We start from the raw sequence: 16,296 nt of genomic DNA on the forward strand, positions 1-16,296 counted from the left end.
AGTGCTCAGTCGAGGGTCTCGATAACAAAATTGTGGTTAGTATAAATGCAGAGATCGCCAGCAATGCCAAGTGACTTTTCAACGATCTCGCGCGGCGCTAGTTCGGTATTTTGCACCAGCGCGCGGGCTGCTGCCTGCGCGTAAGTCCCCCCCGAACCAATCGCACAGATACCGCTCTCAGGATCAAGCACATCACCGTTACCGGTTAAGACCAGCGTTGTTTCCGCATCAGCTGCGATCATCATCGCTTCTAAGCGACGCAACATCCGATCGGTACGCCAATCTTTAGCAAGCTCAACAGCGGCGCGCATTAAATTGCCTTGATACTTCTCAAGTTTCCCTTCAAAGCGGTCCAGCAAGGAGAATGCGTCAGCCGTGCCGCCCGCAAAGCCGACCAGTACTTTATTGTCATGAATGCGGCGAATTTTTCTTGCACTGCCTTTCATAACGACATTGCCCAAGGTAACCTGACCATCTCCGCCGACAGCTACGTGCTTGCCGCGTCGCACCGAAACAATGGTGGTGCCGTGATACTGTTCCATATAGATTCCTTCTGAAAACGCTACGCCCTCAACTGACTGCATCTCATGGCTGAGAACAGACACATAGCAAAACAACAACGGGGGCCGAGCGAGCTAACCTTAAGCGTGAATGCCATTATTTTAGGGCGCCGCCCCGATTATCAAGGGCAACGCAAAACACTTTTCGATACGTTATGGGTATTTAATTAATGCTTGGGCCTAAAAGCAAAACACGGCGTGTTCTGGCTCTAATCAATCGCCAAAGAGCTTTTGGCGCAACTCCCGACGCTCTTGCGCCTCGAGCGACAATGTAGCAGTAGGCCGAGCAAGTAAGCGCGCAAGACCAATCGGTTCGCCCGTTTCCTCACACCAACCATATTCGCCCGACTCAATCCGTGCGAGTGATTGCAGAATTTTTTTGAGTAATTTTCTTTCTCGATCGCGAGTACGCAATTCCAGTGCATGCTCCTCTTCAATGGTAGCGCGATCAGCCGGATCGGGTACAACCACCGTTTCACGCAAATGCTCGGTAGTTTGACCGGCGTTATGCAAAAGCTCTGCTTGCAACTGTTCGAGCTTGCGCTTGAAAAAATCGCGCTGCTCGTCGTTCATATAATCCTTTTCGCCCATCTTTAGGATTTCAGCTTCAGTCAAAGATTTTTTCGTGCTCATTTAGCGGATGCTTTCGATAGTAATACGGTGTGGATCATAGCCCGGCGCCATGTACAAAACAGGTAGACTGCGGCAGTCTTTCGGCAGAGTGACACGTGTTGCGCAGCAGGCCTTGCGATAAGGCGGTTGTCATTTTACCTCAACTTTTCCCAAACTGACGCCCAAATGCAAACCGCCTTTGACCTAGAAAATTCAGCTATACAGATTGACAAAGCTCTCTCGCCTCGTTGATTTATTCGGACGGCGCGCCCGCCAACACCCACACCACAATCGTTTGTGCATCAACTTCGCTTAAACGAGGATGTGATGGCATTGGAACGGCCCCCCATGCTCCCCCTCCCCCTTTTTTTATTTTTTCGACTAGTTTTGCCAAGGCATCAGGCTTATCCCTGTACCTAGCCGCGACGTCCCGATAAGAAGGACCGATTCGTTTCTGGTCAGCCGTATGGCAGCTGATGCATGCATTGCGCCGAGATAATAACTGCGCATGAACTGCATCGACTGCATGCGCCGCGAGACTATTCACAACGCATGCAGCAATACCTAGAAAAATAACCGACTTGCGTATGATTTGGCGCAGAATTTTATCCAAATTGTCGGTAAACACTTCGTTTGAAATGAGCGTTGCTTACGTTTAATGCGACGGCGTAAGCAATTGTTTATTTACAGTGGCAGGTGCGTGACCAGGCTGCGGTGGCGTGCCAAGCGACAGTTTTTTAGCCTCTGGTTCAGAAATATATTGGAACGCTTTGACGACTTGCAACACACCAGGTACACGGCCGGCGAGTTCAGCTGCACGATCGCCCTCGCTTTTTGTCACTAAGCCCATCAGATACACGATGCCGCGCTCGGTTACCACTTTTATAAAAGCCGCGGAGATGTCAGGCGCATGGACATGCGATGCTTTGACTTTGGCCGTCAGGTACGAGTCATTTGAACGCGAGCCAAAGGAACTTGCGCCCTGAATGACAAGCTCGTTGACAACCTCTTGCACATTGGCAACAGTGCGCACGATAGTTTCAGCTTTCAGCTTGACCACTAGATTTGGCACCTCACCGGTTAACAACACACGCCGGTTAAATACCGTGGTACTAACATGCGCCTCATCAGCTAGATCACGTTTGAGAAGGGTCGCCGCTTTGACTTGAATCTCTCGATCTTCGGTCTGTGCGCCGAGTGTACGGCGGTCCGCCGCAACTAACGCACCACCGCCGGTGGCGCCCGCTACCAATAGCGGACATCCCTGCAATGAAGAGAGTAAACCAAAAGCTAATATAGCGCGGCCAACTGTTTTGCTTATTTGCATTGAAATCATGCCAAACTCCTTTGGTTAACGTGATGAAGATACGACTACGACCTATCGCCGAGTAGCATTGCATCAATGCCATCACATAGACAATGCACCGTCAGCGAATGAACTTCTTGTATCCGTGCTGTACGCTCGCTAGGCGCACAGATATGTAAATCTATCTCGTGCAAGGCATCCTTTATACGCCCGCCCCCTTTCCCCGTTAATGCAATCACGAGCATTTCTCGTTCATGTGCACTTTCAATCGCAGCCAATACGTTCTCTGAGTTACCAGAAGTAGAGATTGCAATCAATATATCACCTGGCTGACCCAGCCCGGAGACTTGCCTGGCAAAGATTTGCGCAAAGCTATAATCATTGCCAATCGCGGTTAACACAGATGAGTCGGTGGTCAAAGCAATCGCTGGCAGAGCTGGCCGCTCTTGTTCAAAACGACCGATCAACTCAGCCGCCAGATGTTGCGCATCCGCAGCTGAACCGCCATTACCACATATCAGCACTTTACCACCGTTGGCAAACGCCGCAAAGACCGTATCAATGGCAGCAGCAATTGGCGCCGCAAGCACTTCAAGCGCGGCGAGCTTAGTAGACGCGCTATCTTGAAAGTGCTGCTCAATTCTCTCAATCAACATCGAATTTTCCGTTGGCAATGGGCCATAATTAAAACATTACAATCGATTCTATCGTATTTGCTCACAGCCTTGGCAAACAATAGCAGACAATTTCTTTAAACTAAGTCCTAAATCTTTAGCCAAGATCTTTATAGCACGCGCTCACCTCAATCACGATCGGCACCCAATATATTCGTCAACCAAGTAATCTGCTCACCGTCAAATATGACGGCATCGAAACGGCACACAGGCAATTCACCGTGCCATTTAGCAAGATAGTAACGCGCGGCTAATCGCAGGCGTGCACATTTAGTTGCGTCAATACTGGCTAATGCCCCACCAAAACGCATACTGGCGCGGGCGCGGACTTCAACAAATACAAGCACACTCTCGGCATCGCGCATAATCAGGTCAATTTCACCTCTGCGATAAGTCACATTGCGCGCCACCAGCGTCATGCCACGTTGCTGCAAATATTCTAATGCACGCGTTTCAAACGCAGCGCCAAACATTCTTGTGGTTTTAAACATAGCTGTGACACCACCCTTTACTCACAGTCAATAGGTGATTGCATGGCACAATGGCTAGCATCGCAATACCCCGCTTTATACTCAGGACATGAATTGATTGATTTACTTTCACTCGCCCAGCATCAGACTTATCCGGCCGCAGCGTTATATGTCGTTGCCACCCCCATCGGCAATACCGCTGACATTACATTACGTGCGCTCCATGTGCTCAAGCTGGTTGATCGCATAGCCGCAGAAGATACGCGTAACAGCACGCAATTGCTTGCTCGTTATGGCATCAGCAAACCGCTACTGGCCGCGCACCAGCATAATGAGCATGAATCCGCTGCACGGATTGTGGAGCACCTGCGCGCAGGTGAACGAGTTGCTTATATGTCCGATGCCGGCACCCCCGGCATTAGCGACCCAGGCGCAAAAATAGTGGATGCGGTTCGCGCAGCGGGCTTTGCCACGATACCCATTCCTGGCTGCAATGCCCTCGCGGCGGCCCTTAGCGTTACGGGTGAAGGCTTCAGCCACGGCGCTTCTAATGCAGCCGGAACCTTCACTTTTATTGGCTTTCTTCCTGCTAAGCCAAAACAACGTGCAGCACAACTCCGCTCACTTGTTCAACATCCTTATGCGATGGTCTTTTACGAAACACCGCATCGCATCTTAGAAACAGTCAGTGCGCTTTCGACGGTACTTGGTAGCGAACGACAGCTATTCATTGCCCGCGAAATAACAAAGTTACACGAAAATTTGTACCGCGGCACTCTAGCCGAAGGGCTAATCTGGCTACAGGAAGACAGCAACCGGCAGCGCGGAGAATTTGTATTAGTCGTAGAAGGCGCAGACCTCGTTCAGGAAAGCGATGCGAGCCAACACGATGAACTGTTACAGTTGCTGTTAACACATCTGCCGGTTAGCACCGCAGCAAGGCTTGCAGCCACGCTCACGCACGTCTCGCGTGACTCCCTTTACGCACGAGCACTCGATTTACAAGCGAAAAGCCGAGACGAAAACAGTTAAGCATATGAGCCGCTTAATTTCTGCATTGGATTTTGGCTATGACTGATATCCGCCAGAGTGGGGCTCACATACTCACCTGAGTTGGAGGTTGTTGCGCAACTCGCCAGCAAAATAGCGACAAAAAGCGCTGAGCCGTATCGAGTCAATCGGAATTTCTTTATCTCTGCACACATAGGTCGCCCCGCTCTAGTAGCTTCTGCAAATGAGTGATTTTCCGCCACGCATTTACCGCTAAAACCGTCAATTCATCACGCCCGCGCTATGCGCCTGCTCATCCGCATGGTAACTTGAACGCACCATCGCTCCCACCGCAGCATGCGTAAAGCCCATTTTGTACGCCTCTTCCTCATACATCTTGAACGTATCAGGATGAATATAATCACGTACCGGCAGATGATGCTCCGAAGGCTGCAAATACTGACCAAGCGTCAACATATCTACATTATGTGCACGCAAATCCCGCATAACCTGCAAGATCTCTTCTTCACGCTCCCCGAGCCCAACCATCAGCCCAGATTTAGTCGGAGTATTGGGATGCACAGCTTTAAATTCTTTTAGCAGATTCAGCGAATGTTGATAATCAGAGCCAGGCCGAGCCTCTTTATACAGACGTGGCACGGTTTCAAGATTGTGATTCATCACATCAGGCGGCGCTGCATTTAGGATGGAAAGCGCACGATCCAGCCGGCCTCTAAAATCTGGCGTCAGAATTTCGATGCGCGTTTGCGGGGAGAGCGCTCGTACCCGCTCAATACATGCAACAAAATGGGCCGCTCCACCATCACGTAAATCATCACGATCAACACTCGTAATCACGACGTATTTAAGTTTTAATGCAGCGATCGTCTTTGCCAGATTCTCTGGTTCATTTTGATCAAGCGGATCGGGGCGACCATGACCCACATCGCAAAATGGACAACGCCGCGTGCATTTATCGCCCATGATCATAAAGGTCGCCGTACCCTTACCAAAGCATTCGCCAATATTTGGGCAGCTCGCCTCTTCGCAAACGGTGTGCAACTGGTGCTCGCGCAGAATTTGCTTAATCTCGTAAAAGCGCGTGTTTGAACTGCCGGTGGCGGCTTTCACGCGAATCCAGTCCGGTTTTTTTAATTTCTCGGCAGGCACGATTTTAATCGGGATACGCGCCGTTTTAGCTTGGGATTTTTGCTTAATAGCAGGATTATAAAATGGCGGTGCGTTTTCGATCATGGGCGAAGCCGTCAATCGGCTCACCGGTGTTTCTGTTGTCATACGATTGTCCTATCAAGCAGCACAATTGGCATTGGCGGAGGGGCTCGCCGGGTTGTGCGCGGCAATATGGTGGGTTAACTGGTTAGCAAGCGTCTGTGCAACTTCGCGCCATTCGGCAACGACGCCTAAGCTAGCCATATCGACAATTTTCAAACCTGCGTAACCGCAAGGATTAATGTCATTAAAGGGTTGTAAATCCATCTTTACGTTTAAACTCACGCCGTGGTAACTACACCCTCGGCGGATTTTGAGTCCGAGCGCGGCAATTTTTGCGCCATGCAATGAGTCAGCATACCGTTCGGAAGATCCTGCGTAGTAAATACCCGGTGCGCCGGATTTACGCTCACCGACGATATTATACGCTGCCAGCGTATCAATCACCGCTTGCTCGATATAGGTGACCAATTCGCGCACCATTAACTGACGACGGCGCAGGTCGCACAACAGATACACTATCACCTGACCGGGGCCGTGATACGTAATTTGCCCGCCCCGATCAACCTGCACCAGTTCAATCTCTGGATTAGCCACCAGTAAATGGCTGGGCTTGCCGGCTTGCCCTAAAGTATAAACGGGGGGGTGCTCAACCAACCAAAGCTCATCTGGCGTGTCGCTCGTGCGCGTTTCAGTAAAGGCGCGCATTGCCTCAAAACTTATTTGGTACGGTTCAACGCCGCGCCATTGAAGGCAGATCTTTAACGCATCGGTAGATGTCGACATTTGTTTGGCCTCGCATTCGGCCCGCTGAAACTAAAGAACAACTGATACCATCGGGTGCAAGCTCAACGCGCGATAGATCTCGTCCAGCTGGTTACGATCACGCGCATGCACAATACACGTCAGGCCAATGTAGTTGCCATTACGCGAAGGACGCATTTCAATAGACGCGCCATCAAAATCAGCGTCAAACTGTTTGAGCAATCGCAGTATCTCTTCAGCAAAGCCTGGCTGGGTTTTGCCTAGCACTTTAATCGGGAAATCGCACGGGAAATCGATCAATGACTCATTCGCCGGGTTCATTCACGCATCCTTGGTTCATGAGCGATTACTGCGCGGCCAAACGTTTGGCATCAATCTTGATGCCTTCATCGGCCGAGAGCGGTCTTTCTTTCATGCGCTGATAACCTGCATAAAGCGCTGCAAAAACAGGGCCAGGCCGACCATTGCCCACTGGACAGTCATCAAGCCGAGTGATCGGTAGAATTTCTCTGCTGGCCGAACTCATCATAATCTCATCGGCTGCACGCAACTCCGCCTCAGTAATGATCCGCGCTTCAAATGTAATGCCCGCCTCAGCAGCCAGCTCTTCGAGCAGTCGATAACGGATCCCCTCCAAAATCAAATGATTAGACGGAGGAGCAAAAAGTCGGCCCGCTTTTACCACCCAAATATTAGATGATGAACCTTCGGTCAATTCTCCATTACGTAACTGGACAGTTTCAACCGCATTGTGTTCGGCCGCATATTGCGCCATTAACACATTGCCCAGTAGCGAGGTGGATTTAATATCGCAATGCAGCCAACGTGCATCTGGCGCCGTCACCGCTACTACGCCCTGCTCACGCGTTAGCGCACTAGGCGGTGTAAATGAATTGGCCATCATCAATACGGTTGGCGTACTGTGCGCTGGGAATACCTGCGCTCGAGCTGCAATTCCACGTGTTACCTGGATATAAATCAAACAACTCGTGTCATTGGTGTGCCTACTCACATGAAGGGTAATCGCCTTTTCAATCAGTGTGCGCCAGCCAGCCTCATTAAACGGGTCGGTAATACGGACTTTTGCAAGGCTGCGGACAAGCCGCGCCAGATGCTGCTCTATCCGAAACGGCCGCCAAACGTTAAGGGCCGGATCAGAGACTCGATAGACGGGTATGACTTCATATACGCCATCACCAAAAATAAAGCCTCGGTCCAGCACCGAAATACGCGCTTCTGACAAAGGCAACCATTCGCCATTTAGATAAACTGTTGAATCGTTCATGCAATGCAACCTTATTTTTTATTTCTGCCACATTTTTAGCAACATTAACCAAGCAGTATCCCACCAGCGGCCAAAGAAGCCGGCTTCTTTGACTTCTTCCAGCGCTACCAGTGGAAAGGCCGCGATTTCTTTGTCATCCGCCATGACTTTCACCATGCCAACCGGTTGCCCATTCGCGATCGGCGCAATCAAAGGTGTATTTAAATGCGCAATCGGCTTAATCTTATCTCCCATACCGCGAGGTACAGTAATGAATTTATCAGACTTTACACCAACTTTGAGCGTATTAGCCGCGCCTTTAAAAAGCCGCGGCGTATCAACCGGCTGCGCCCCAGGGTAAAGCCGGACCATATCATAGGCCTGATAGCCGTAATTAAGCATCTTAAGGCTATCCTGCACCCGGTCTTGTTCTTTGCGCTCACCCATCATCACCGTGACTAAGCGCCGGTTTATCTCTGGCGTTTGCGGTAGCGGACGCTTGGCCGATGCCGCTAGACAAAAACCCGCGGAGGTCGTGTGTCCTGTCTTCACGCCGTCAACCGTAGAGTCAAGCCATAACAATCGGTTCCGGTTAAATTGACGAATCTTATTGTAGGTAAATTCCTTCAGGGCAAAAAGCGGGTAATACTCTGGAAAATCTTGAATCAAGCGGGCCGATAACAACGCCACATCACTTGCGGAGGTATAGTGCTGTGGATTAGGCAAACCATTCACATCGGCATAGTGCGTATGTTTCATGCCTAAGCGTTGAGCCGCCTGGTTCATCAAGGTCAAAAAATTGGCTTCGCTACCGCCAATTAACTCCGCCAAGGCAATTACGGCATCATTGCCTGATTGCACCACCATCCCATGCACCAAATCGGAAACGGTGACCGGTTTATGCGCTTGAATAAACATCCGCGATTCATCCGGTTTAACGCGTCGCACCGCGTCACTCGGGGCGATACTTTGCTCCATGCCAATCTTTTTATCTTTAAGCGCCTCGAAAACCAGGTAAGCCGTCATTAATTTGGTTAACGACGCAGGCTCAACTTGCTCATCCGGATTGCTAGCAGCTAAAACCTGATTACTGGTTGCGTCCATTAATATCCATGAGCGCGCCAACACCGTAGGCGGCGGCACTTGCGCCTGCGCCAAAACAGAGGTTAAGGCCAAGCAAGCGCTTAACAGGGATAGAACCAAGTAGGAGAACGAAATCGGAAATCGCATAGTTTGCATAAAAATAAGGCTGAAAAGGGCTAGGAGAATACGCAACAACCGCTGGCTACAGCACTTTACTATACGCGCCAGTTCTCCACAATAATTCGCTTAAGGAGATGAAGCTTGCGATGAAAGAAATGATCCGCACCTGGAATAACAGTCACCGGCAATTCCTGCGGACGCGCCCAATCAAAGACCTCCGTCAATGGAATCGTCTCATCTTGTTCGCCATGAATGACAATCGTATCTTCCGGTACGGGTGCTACCGCCCAACGGCCGGCTGCTGTGCCAACAAAAACCAGCCGCTGCACGCTGATATTATTTTGCGCTAAACGTTGTGCAAGATGCGACAACACAAAGGTGCCAAATGAAAACCCCGCCAGCACCAGTGGGCTATCAGCACAAAGTGGCTGCGCCCGAAGATGCTCAAGCACCGCCAATAAATCATCTTGCTCGCCGTTACCCTGGTCATGCTCGCCTGCCGTTTGACCCACCCCACGAAAATTTGAGCGAACCGCAACGTAGCCAAGCTGCATAAACGTGCGCGCGAGCGTATGAGCGACCTTATTATCCATTGTGCCACCCAGTAATGGGTGCGGATGCGCAATCAGGGCGATACCACGCGCCGGGGCATTTTGTTCAATCGCCTCTGCTGGCCAATCGACAGCTATTTCGATTTTGCCAATTGGCCCATCGATTAAATATTTTTTTGGGTCCGCCATTTTTTAATTTAAATACCTCAATTAATCACTACTTAAAACTATCCCGCTCTCTTTTGTAAGATCCCAGAGAATTCCCGGGCTAAATCAACAAACGTTCAACGACCTTGCCGCCGACCAGATGCGAATCAATAATTTCATCGATATCAGCCTCATCCACATAGGTATACCAAATGCCTTGCGGATACACAACTATCACCGGACCTTGTTCGCAGCGATCAAGGCAACCCGCTTTATTAATGCGAATCTGCGCCGGCCCACTTAAGCCTAGTTCGCGCACTCTTTTTTTTGCGTATTCCTGCATCCGCTGCGCATCGCAATTTGCGCAAGAAGCGCGGGTATTGTTAGCGCGCTGATTTAAGCAGAAAAAAACATGGTGTTGATAAAAATGATTCATTATTCAGCTCGATTTTTACATAACTCTATGCCTAATTGCTTCAGTTTCCGGTAAAGATGGGTCCGTTCAAGCCCAGCCCGCTCGGCAATCCGCGTCATGCTGCCATTGGCTTGCCTTAGGTGGTATTCAAAATAGGCGCGCTCAAAGGCATCGCGCGCGTCGCGCAGTGGCAGTTTAAGAGAAATGGTCACGCACTCGCTCGATGACGCGATGGTAGGGTCTGCCGCGCAATGGCTGGCCATTGACAACGCTACTGTCCCCATTGACGACGAGGCCATTAACTCTGACTCGGGCTGGACGATTGGCCTTAGGGTGAGTTGGGCATTCGCTTGCGCATTCATCTCCGTTCCTCGCATCAGCCCCTGCCTCACTGCCTGTAATAACTTTTGCAAAGCGATCGGCTTTTCAAGAAAATCAAGCGCGCCAATTCGAGTGGCCTCAACCGCTGTATCAATTGTTGCATGCCCAGACATCATGATCACCGGCATCGTTAGGCGGCCCTGTGCCGCCCATTCTTTTAACAATGTAATACCATCGGTATCTGGCATCCAAATATCCAGCAAAACCAAGTCCGGCACTTGACGCATGCAATAAGCACGCGCCTCTTGCGCATTCTCAGCTACATCCACCACATGACCTTCATCGTTCAGAATTTCCGAGAGAAGCTCTCGGATACCCATTTCATCATCTACCACTAAAATGGTTGTCATTTACACTACCTTTGTCCGCTGTCTCGCTATCTGCTCGATTTTGCTTGAAATTAACTTCCCTGTATGCAGCCCTAACTCGCTATCTGCCAATTGAAGAAAAAGAATCGAAACTTGCGCACCGCTGACTCCTGTACTCGTCCCATCCACCGGCGGACGGTTACGAATATCAATGCTAGCAGCATGCTCATCAATAATTTTTTTAACCGTGGCAAGACCTAAGCCTGTACCTTTGGCCTTGCTCGTCACGTAAGGTTCAAAAGCGCGCGTGAGAATCCGTGCCGAAAAGCCGGGGCCGTTATCCGTTACGGTTAACCTCACCGCTGAGCCGCTCTTACCAGGCATATCTGGATGCTCGTATTCTACTGCTTTTGCCTCAATCAGCACACTTGGCGAAGAGACCTCAGCCACGGCATCTTGCGCATTTTGCAGCAAATTATGAATCACTTGGCGCAATTGGGTTGGATCGCCACGAATCATCGGCAGCGCAGCCAAATCGACTTGGATCGGACTTTTATCTTCGCCAACGCCATAAAGTGCCAGGACCTCGGTGATCAAATCATTTAATTGCAGATCGTGCAAAACTGTCGGCGGCATACGCGCATATTCTCGAAAATCATCAACCATCTGCTTCATCGCAGCAACCTGGTTAACAATCGTCACAGAGCCTCGCCGCAAGACCTCTGCGTCAGCGGGCGCAAGCTTGTCGGCTAACTTCATTTGCAGCCGCTCGGCCGAGAGTTGAATCGGCGTTAGCGGGTTTTTGATCTCATGCGCCAAGCGGCGCGCAACCTCACCCCAAGCAACCGAACGCTGCGCAGAAATAATATCTGAAATATCATCAAAGACAACCACATAACCCGCTATCACCGTATTTTTAGGATGCATGGCTTCACCCGCCTCAATTGCCGGCAACAACAAACGCGTCCCCCGCACCAGCAAGGTGAGAGGGTCCCCTTCGCCTTGGACATGCACTTCAAATTGTTGCTGCCAATGCCCCGTATCACCACTCTCAGCTGTCGCCAGGGCAACATCTCGTACCGCAAAAGCCTTGCGTACCATCGAAGCAAAACCGGCCAACACAGCAATGTCTTCAAGCAGACAATTTAAGTGCCCCTGAAACGGTTGATGGAAAATCCGCTCAGCCCCAATATTAGCAATCGTGAGCCGAAATTTTCGATCAAATACGAAGACCCCCGCCGTTAAATTCGCCAAGACACTTTCAAGGTATGCTTTGGAATTTTCCAGGGCAATCCGATTCCGCTCAACGGCTACGCGCGCCTCCGATAGCTGTCGGGTCATCACATTAAATGACTGCATCAAAAAACCAAGCTCGTCATTCGTGTTGATTTCATGTTTTTGCGTATAGTCGCCTCGCGCTACTTCAAGCGTGCCTTGAGCCAACAAGAAAAGGGGGCGCGCCAGTTGATTGCCCAACCCCAGAGCGAGCACCATGGCAATAAAAGTTGCCAAAAAGAGGGCCAACGTTAGAGTACCGATGTACATTTTACGCAAGCCGGTGCGGCCCAATGCTTTTTCTTGGTAATCACGCCAAGCGCGTTGAATATCCGCCGCGTGACGCGCCAATTGCGGTTGGACTGAGCGGGTTAATTGCAAAAAGCGCTCGTCTTGACGCGCTAAAGTTTTGTAACCCGCGGGTATGCGCACCACTACGCGCAAACGTAAGACCCCTTTCTCGCTCTCAATAGGCTTACTCGTATGTTCCGCTTCAAGCTCGCCCTCGAGCCCAGCATAACCGGTGGTGCGCGCTTGGCGCAACATCATAGGGGTGGGCAGATCATCCGGCACAAGGGCCGTAAAGCTGGGGGAAGCTTGCGCCACCACACGGCCGGCCGAAGATACGACCGTTGCTTCGTGCACCCCAAATTGCTCACGCAAGCGCAATAAGGTCAGCGTCAAATTCGCTTCATCGGCGGTGGCGAGTTGGTTCGCGATCAAGCGGCCGCTATTTTGCAGATCCGCTAGTGAGTTATCGAGTAAGCCCCGACCAAGGTCAAGCCCAGAAGCCAGGGCTTTTTCAACATTTAAGTCAAACCATGATTCAATACTGCGTGAAACAAATTGCAGCGAGACCAAATAGATAATGCCACCCGGCAGGACCCCAACCAAGGCAAAAAATACGGCTAGTTTTGCTAACAGCCGGGTACCAAATTTACCCTGGCGTAAACGAGCGATAATAATCCATATTAAGCCGCCGACAATCAACATGAAAATTAACGCAATCGCAACGTTGGCCGCATATAACCACGAATAATAACGATCAAAAAATTCCGTATTGGCGCTGGCTAGCGCCAACAATACAAGCAGCAATAATGCTAGAACGGCGATCGTTGTGAGCAACGAGCGAACAATAAAACGCGTGAAAGCCGTCTTATTTGGCATGTTGATTCACCACAAAAGCAAAGCGCTTCCAATCGGAAGAAAGTTTCCAGTCACGATTGTTCACTGCATCAATTTGAAATGGCTTAGGCATAAGGGCAGTATCGAGCTGCATGCGCACCGATGCTGTGTAAACATATCCCGGCGTGACTGCCGCACGGTCGATGGTATGCCATACACTGACATGTTTAATGACTTTAAGGGCATCCGAAAGCGTTGGGAAACCGAGTTGCAAACCACCGCTTGAGAGTCGATATTGGCGGGTGAGGGGTTGGTAGGAAAGCCGTATACTTTGTGAAGTACTCACAGCTTGTTCGTCAAACCAATACCAGCGCGCTCGCGTTAATTCAAAACCAGTGGTGAAATAAAGCGGTATTCCCCGGTTGATCGCATCTTCAAGGCTACGGCTTAAAACAAAATCAAAACGCGCATCAAGCGCCCAGCCGGCGCTATCGGCCTCCAGCGAGGCACGCTGCACATAGATCGTATTCGCTTGTGCGAAAGCGACTGTAAGGCCAGGCCAGATAAGCCAGATAGCAACTATCCGCTTGCATAGAAAAAGGCGTAAATCAATCACTGTTTACGAAAACGTGCATAAAAGAATCCGTCATGGTCATCCGTATTTGAGTCGCTGCCCGGCAGGGTAGTTGATGGCAGAAGCTGGCCCGGAGCAGTTAATCGTACCGCATCTTGTTGCTTACTTTCAAACCATTGCGCTTGGAGCTCGCCTTCTGTCGGAAAAATAGAACAGGTAGCATAGAGTAATTCACCGCCGGTTTTCAGCAATGGCCAGAGTGCCGCTAAAATGCGGCGCTGTTCGTTGGCCAGCGCCGTCAAATCAGTTGAACGCCTAAGCCAACGGATGTCCGGATGGCGACGCACAATGCCCGAGGCAGAACAAGGGGCATCAATTAGCACTCGATCAAATAATTGCCCATGCCACCATTCCTTGGGAGTGCCTGCGTCACCGATGCACACCGTTGCAGTTAATCGCAAACGATTCAGGTTTTCATTAATACGCTGTGCACGCGCCTGATCCGCCTCCAGTGCCACTAAATCTATATCCGCTAATTCAAGCAAATGCCCCGTCTTACCGCCAGGAGCTGCGCACGCATCGAGTACACGCATACCATTATGCACCTCAAGGAGCGCAGCTGCCCGCTGTGCGCTAGCATCTTGCACCGAAACCACGCCTTGCATAAAGCCAGGCACCCGCTCAACGGGTAATGCGCGCAATAGTCGCACCGCGCTGGGACCAGCCGCTACCGCTGGGATATTTGCCGCATGCAAGACCTCAAGATACGCAGCAACTGTCGAACGGCGCTGATTGACGCGTAAAGTCATGGGCGCATGCGTATTGCCAGTTAACAAAATATTTTGCCAAGCAGCTGGCCAGGCGGCACGCACTTGATCAATCCACCAGAGCGGATAATTCCAGCGGGCGACCGGGTTACTCATGATTTGCGCAAGTAAGGTATCGCGTGAGCGCAGAAAATTACGTAATACCGCATTCACCAGCCCCTTCATTGGACGCGCGTCGCGTTGCGTGCTCACTGCGTGAACGGCCTGATCCACCACAATGAAAGGCGCATAAGCGGCATCTTCAGGCTCATCGCTTAGCAAAGCCAAGGCACAAGTCAGCAGATTTGCCACCGGCGCCGCAGGCGGTTTACGCACCAGCGTAGCCACCAATGCATCCGCCCGACCTAAGGCGCGTAACGTGCGGTAGGCAATATCCTGAATTGCCCCGCGGGCCGCAGGAACCTCAATCGTTGCAAATAACGCCGCAAGCGCTGCCGGCAATGCCGTCCCAGCGCGCACAGCAGCAAGCGCGCGGGCCGCATGATTGAGGGCAAAAGCAAGGGAATCTGGAGCAAGCTGCATAAAAAATAAAGATAGACCGTATTGTGGGTATTAAATGGGTGTGTTATTGGTTCAAATTAGTGGTCGCGGCGTTTGTTATGAGTTGCAATGATTGCCCCCTCAAACCACAAAACGCTGCCCTTCTCGCAACGTAAAACCCTTTAGAAATTCACCTACCGGAAGCCTTTTCCCACCTGGCTTTTGCCACTGCGTCACACGCAGCGCATCAGCGCCACACGCAATCGTCACCGCATTGGCTGTAATTTCAATGATTTCTCCCGGCATCGCCACTTTGTGTGCGGCAACAGGCGCTGCTTCCCATATTTTAAGTGGTTCGTCATCAAGCATGGCAAACGTGCCTGGGAACGGGTCAAAAGCACGCACCTGACAAGCAAGCCTCTTAGCTGGCAGCTGCCAATTAAGCCTCGCCTCGTGTTTGCTGATCTTTTGCGCATAAGTTACGCCCTCAACAGGTTGCGGTGTTGCGAGTAACTTACCTTGCTCGGCCAGTAGGCGTAACTCTTCAACGATGAGTTGCGCACCTAATGACGCCAATTTGTCATGCAAGGTTGCTGCCGTATCTGCGGGTGAAATGGGTATTTGCGCACGACTTAACATAGGCCCCGTATCAAGCCCCGCATCCATTTGCATTAGTGTAATGCCGGTTTGCGTGTCACCCGCGGCAAGTGCGCGTTGGATTGGCGCCGCCCCACGCCAGCGCGGGAGCAAAGAAGCATGAGCATTGAGACAACCGTGCCGAGCAATATCGAGCACTGTTTGCGGCAGCAGCAAGCCATATGCCGCAACCACCATGACCTCATGCGGGATTGAATGCAAACGATCCAATGCAGCCGCCGCTTCAAGCGGAAATTTACCATCCGTGCGTAGTGATGCCGGTTGGATAACGGCCAAGCCTTGTTCAAGGGCAAACTGCTTAACCGGGCTGGCCGTGAGCTTCATGCCACGGCCCGCTGGCCGATCAGGCTGCGTCAGTACAAGCGGTACCGCAAAACCTGCCGCATGAATAGCCGCGAGGATCGTCGCAGCAAATGCCGGCGTACCGGCAAAAATCACTTTTAAATTCTGAGACATGAAAACAGCGCCTTTAGAGGTTCACA

General features: G+C 51.0%; 20 protein-coding genes. 2 read left to right on the forward strand and 18 right to left on the reverse strand.

Going from position 1 to position 16,296, the window contains the following annotated elements:
• Nucleotides 1-5: 5 nt before the first annotated feature.
• Nucleotides 6-542, reverse strand: a complete 537-nt coding sequence (gene hslV / locus KMZ15_RS08785) for an ATP-dependent protease subunit HslV (RefSeq protein ID WP_223692780.1) — start codon at nucleotides 540-542, stop codon at nucleotides 6-8.
• A 45-nt stretch (nucleotides 543-587) separates the two neighbouring features.
• Here hslV and KMZ15_RS08790 point away from each other — a divergent pair, with 45 nt between their 5' ends.
• Nucleotides 588-731, forward strand: coding sequence for a hypothetical protein (locus tag KMZ15_RS08790; RefSeq protein WP_223692783.1), 144 nt, complete (start codon nucleotides 588-590; stop codon nucleotides 729-731).
• Nucleotides 732-773: 42 nt separating this feature from the next.
• Here the strand turns inward: KMZ15_RS08790 and dksA are convergent, their stop codons facing one another.
• The 5 genes from dksA to KMZ15_RS08815 form a co-directional block, all read right to left on the reverse strand.
• Nucleotides 774-1,193 carry an RNA polymerase-binding protein DksA gene (gene dksA, locus KMZ15_RS08795; RefSeq protein ID WP_223692786.1) on the reverse strand — a complete coding sequence of 140 codons (420 nt, stop codon included), beginning with the start codon at nucleotides 1,191-1,193 and terminating at the stop codon, nucleotides 774-776.
• 232 nt (nucleotides 1,194-1,425) lie between these two features.
• Complete coding sequence (locus tag KMZ15_RS08800) at nucleotides 1,426-1,785, reverse strand: c-type cytochrome (RefSeq protein ID WP_223692788.1); 360 nt, start codon at nucleotides 1,783-1,785, stop codon at nucleotides 1,426-1,428.
• Nucleotides 1,786-1,827: 42 nt separating this feature from the next.
• Complete coding sequence (locus tag KMZ15_RS08805) at nucleotides 1,828-2,508, reverse strand: BON domain-containing protein (protein ID WP_223692790.1); 681 nt, start codon at nucleotides 2,506-2,508, stop codon at nucleotides 1,828-1,830.
• Nucleotides 2,509-2,543: 35 nt separating this feature from the next.
• Nucleotides 2,544-3,134: a phosphoheptose isomerase gene (locus KMZ15_RS08810; RefSeq protein ID WP_223692793.1), complete on the reverse strand. Its 591-nt coding sequence runs from the start codon at nucleotides 3,132-3,134 to the stop codon at nucleotides 2,544-2,546.
• 146 nt (nucleotides 3,135-3,280) lie between these two features.
• A complete protein-coding gene (locus KMZ15_RS08815; RefSeq protein WP_223692795.1) occupies nucleotides 3,281-3,643 on the reverse strand; it encodes a YraN family protein in 363 nt (120 codons plus the stop codon).
• A gap of 93 nt (nucleotides 3,644-3,736) precedes the next feature.
• On the opposite strand from KMZ15_RS08815, the gene rsmI reads away from it, so the two are divergent.
• A complete protein-coding gene (rsmI, locus tag KMZ15_RS08820) occupies nucleotides 3,737-4,654 on the forward strand; it encodes a 16S rRNA (cytidine(1402)-2'-O)-methyltransferase (RefSeq protein WP_223694811.1) in 918 nt (305 codons plus the stop codon).
• A 240-nt stretch (nucleotides 4,655-4,894) separates the two neighbouring features.
• Here the strand turns inward: rsmI and lipA are convergent, their stop codons facing one another.
• From lipA to fmt, 12 genes are all read right to left on the reverse strand, one after another.
• The gene (gene lipA / locus KMZ15_RS08825; RefSeq protein ID WP_308710653.1) at nucleotides 4,895-5,866 is read right to left on the reverse strand and encodes a lipoyl synthase; all 972 of its coding nucleotides are present in this window, start codon (nucleotides 5,864-5,866) and stop codon (nucleotides 4,895-4,897) included.
• A gap of 54 nt (nucleotides 5,867-5,920) precedes the next feature.
• The gene (gene lipB / locus KMZ15_RS08830; RefSeq protein ID WP_223692797.1) at nucleotides 5,921-6,628 is read right to left on the reverse strand and encodes a lipoyl(octanoyl) transferase LipB; all 708 of its coding nucleotides are present in this window, start codon (nucleotides 6,626-6,628) and stop codon (nucleotides 5,921-5,923) included.
• Nucleotides 6,629-6,658: 30 nt separating this feature from the next.
• Nucleotides 6,659-6,928: a DUF493 family protein gene (locus KMZ15_RS08835; protein WP_223692799.1), complete on the reverse strand. Its 270-nt coding sequence runs from the start codon at nucleotides 6,926-6,928 to the stop codon at nucleotides 6,659-6,661.
• Between the two features lie 25 nt (nucleotides 6,929-6,953).
• The gene (locus KMZ15_RS08840) at nucleotides 6,954-7,892 is read right to left on the reverse strand and encodes a D-amino acid aminotransferase (protein WP_223692801.1); all 939 of its coding nucleotides are present in this window, start codon (nucleotides 7,890-7,892) and stop codon (nucleotides 6,954-6,956) included.
• Nucleotides 7,893-7,910: 18 nt separating this feature from the next.
• The gene (locus KMZ15_RS08845) at nucleotides 7,911-9,101 is read right to left on the reverse strand and encodes a D-alanyl-D-alanine carboxypeptidase family protein (protein ID WP_308710245.1); all 1,191 of its coding nucleotides are present in this window, start codon (nucleotides 9,099-9,101) and stop codon (nucleotides 7,911-7,913) included.
• Between the two features lie 68 nt (nucleotides 9,102-9,169).
• Entirely contained in the window at nucleotides 9,170-9,814 is a 645-nt protein-coding gene (locus KMZ15_RS08850) for an alpha/beta hydrolase (protein WP_223692805.1), read from the reverse strand.
• Nucleotides 9,815-9,893: 79 nt separating this feature from the next.
• Nucleotides 9,894-10,208: a ferredoxin gene (locus KMZ15_RS08855; RefSeq protein WP_223692808.1), complete on the reverse strand. Its 315-nt coding sequence runs from the start codon at nucleotides 10,206-10,208 to the stop codon at nucleotides 9,894-9,896.
• Nucleotides 10,208-10,918: a response regulator gene (locus KMZ15_RS08860; protein ID WP_223692810.1), complete on the reverse strand. Its 711-nt coding sequence runs from the start codon at nucleotides 10,916-10,918 to the stop codon at nucleotides 10,208-10,210. The genes KMZ15_RS08855 and KMZ15_RS08860 overlap by 1 nt, the downstream gene beginning before the upstream one ends.
• On the reverse strand, nucleotides 10,919-13,318 hold the full coding sequence (locus KMZ15_RS08865; protein WP_223692812.1) for a PAS domain-containing sensor histidine kinase: 2,400 nt from the start codon (nucleotides 13,316-13,318) through the stop codon (nucleotides 10,919-10,921).
• Nucleotides 13,308-13,859, reverse strand: a complete 552-nt coding sequence (locus tag KMZ15_RS08870; protein WP_223694815.1) for a DUF4390 domain-containing protein — start codon at nucleotides 13,857-13,859, stop codon at nucleotides 13,308-13,310. The genes KMZ15_RS08865 and KMZ15_RS08870 overlap by 11 nt, the downstream gene beginning before the upstream one ends.
• Nucleotides 13,860-13,888: 29 nt before the next feature.
• The gene (rsmB, locus tag KMZ15_RS08875) at nucleotides 13,889-15,199 is read right to left on the reverse strand and encodes a 16S rRNA (cytosine(967)-C(5))-methyltransferase RsmB (RefSeq protein ID WP_223692814.1); all 1,311 of its coding nucleotides are present in this window, start codon (nucleotides 15,197-15,199) and stop codon (nucleotides 13,889-13,891) included.
• A gap of 99 nt (nucleotides 15,200-15,298) precedes the next feature.
• Nucleotides 15,299-16,270 (reverse strand): methionyl-tRNA formyltransferase, encoded by a 972-nt coding sequence (gene fmt / locus KMZ15_RS08880; protein WP_223692816.1) that lies wholly within the window; start codon nucleotides 16,268-16,270, stop codon nucleotides 15,299-15,301.
• Nucleotides 16,271-16,296 lie beyond the last annotated feature (26 nt).

It is taken from the genome of Mycoavidus sp. HKI, assembly GCF_020023735.2.
In the GTDB taxonomy this organism is placed as follows: Bacteria; Pseudomonadota; Gammaproteobacteria; order Burkholderiales; family Burkholderiaceae; genus Mycoavidus.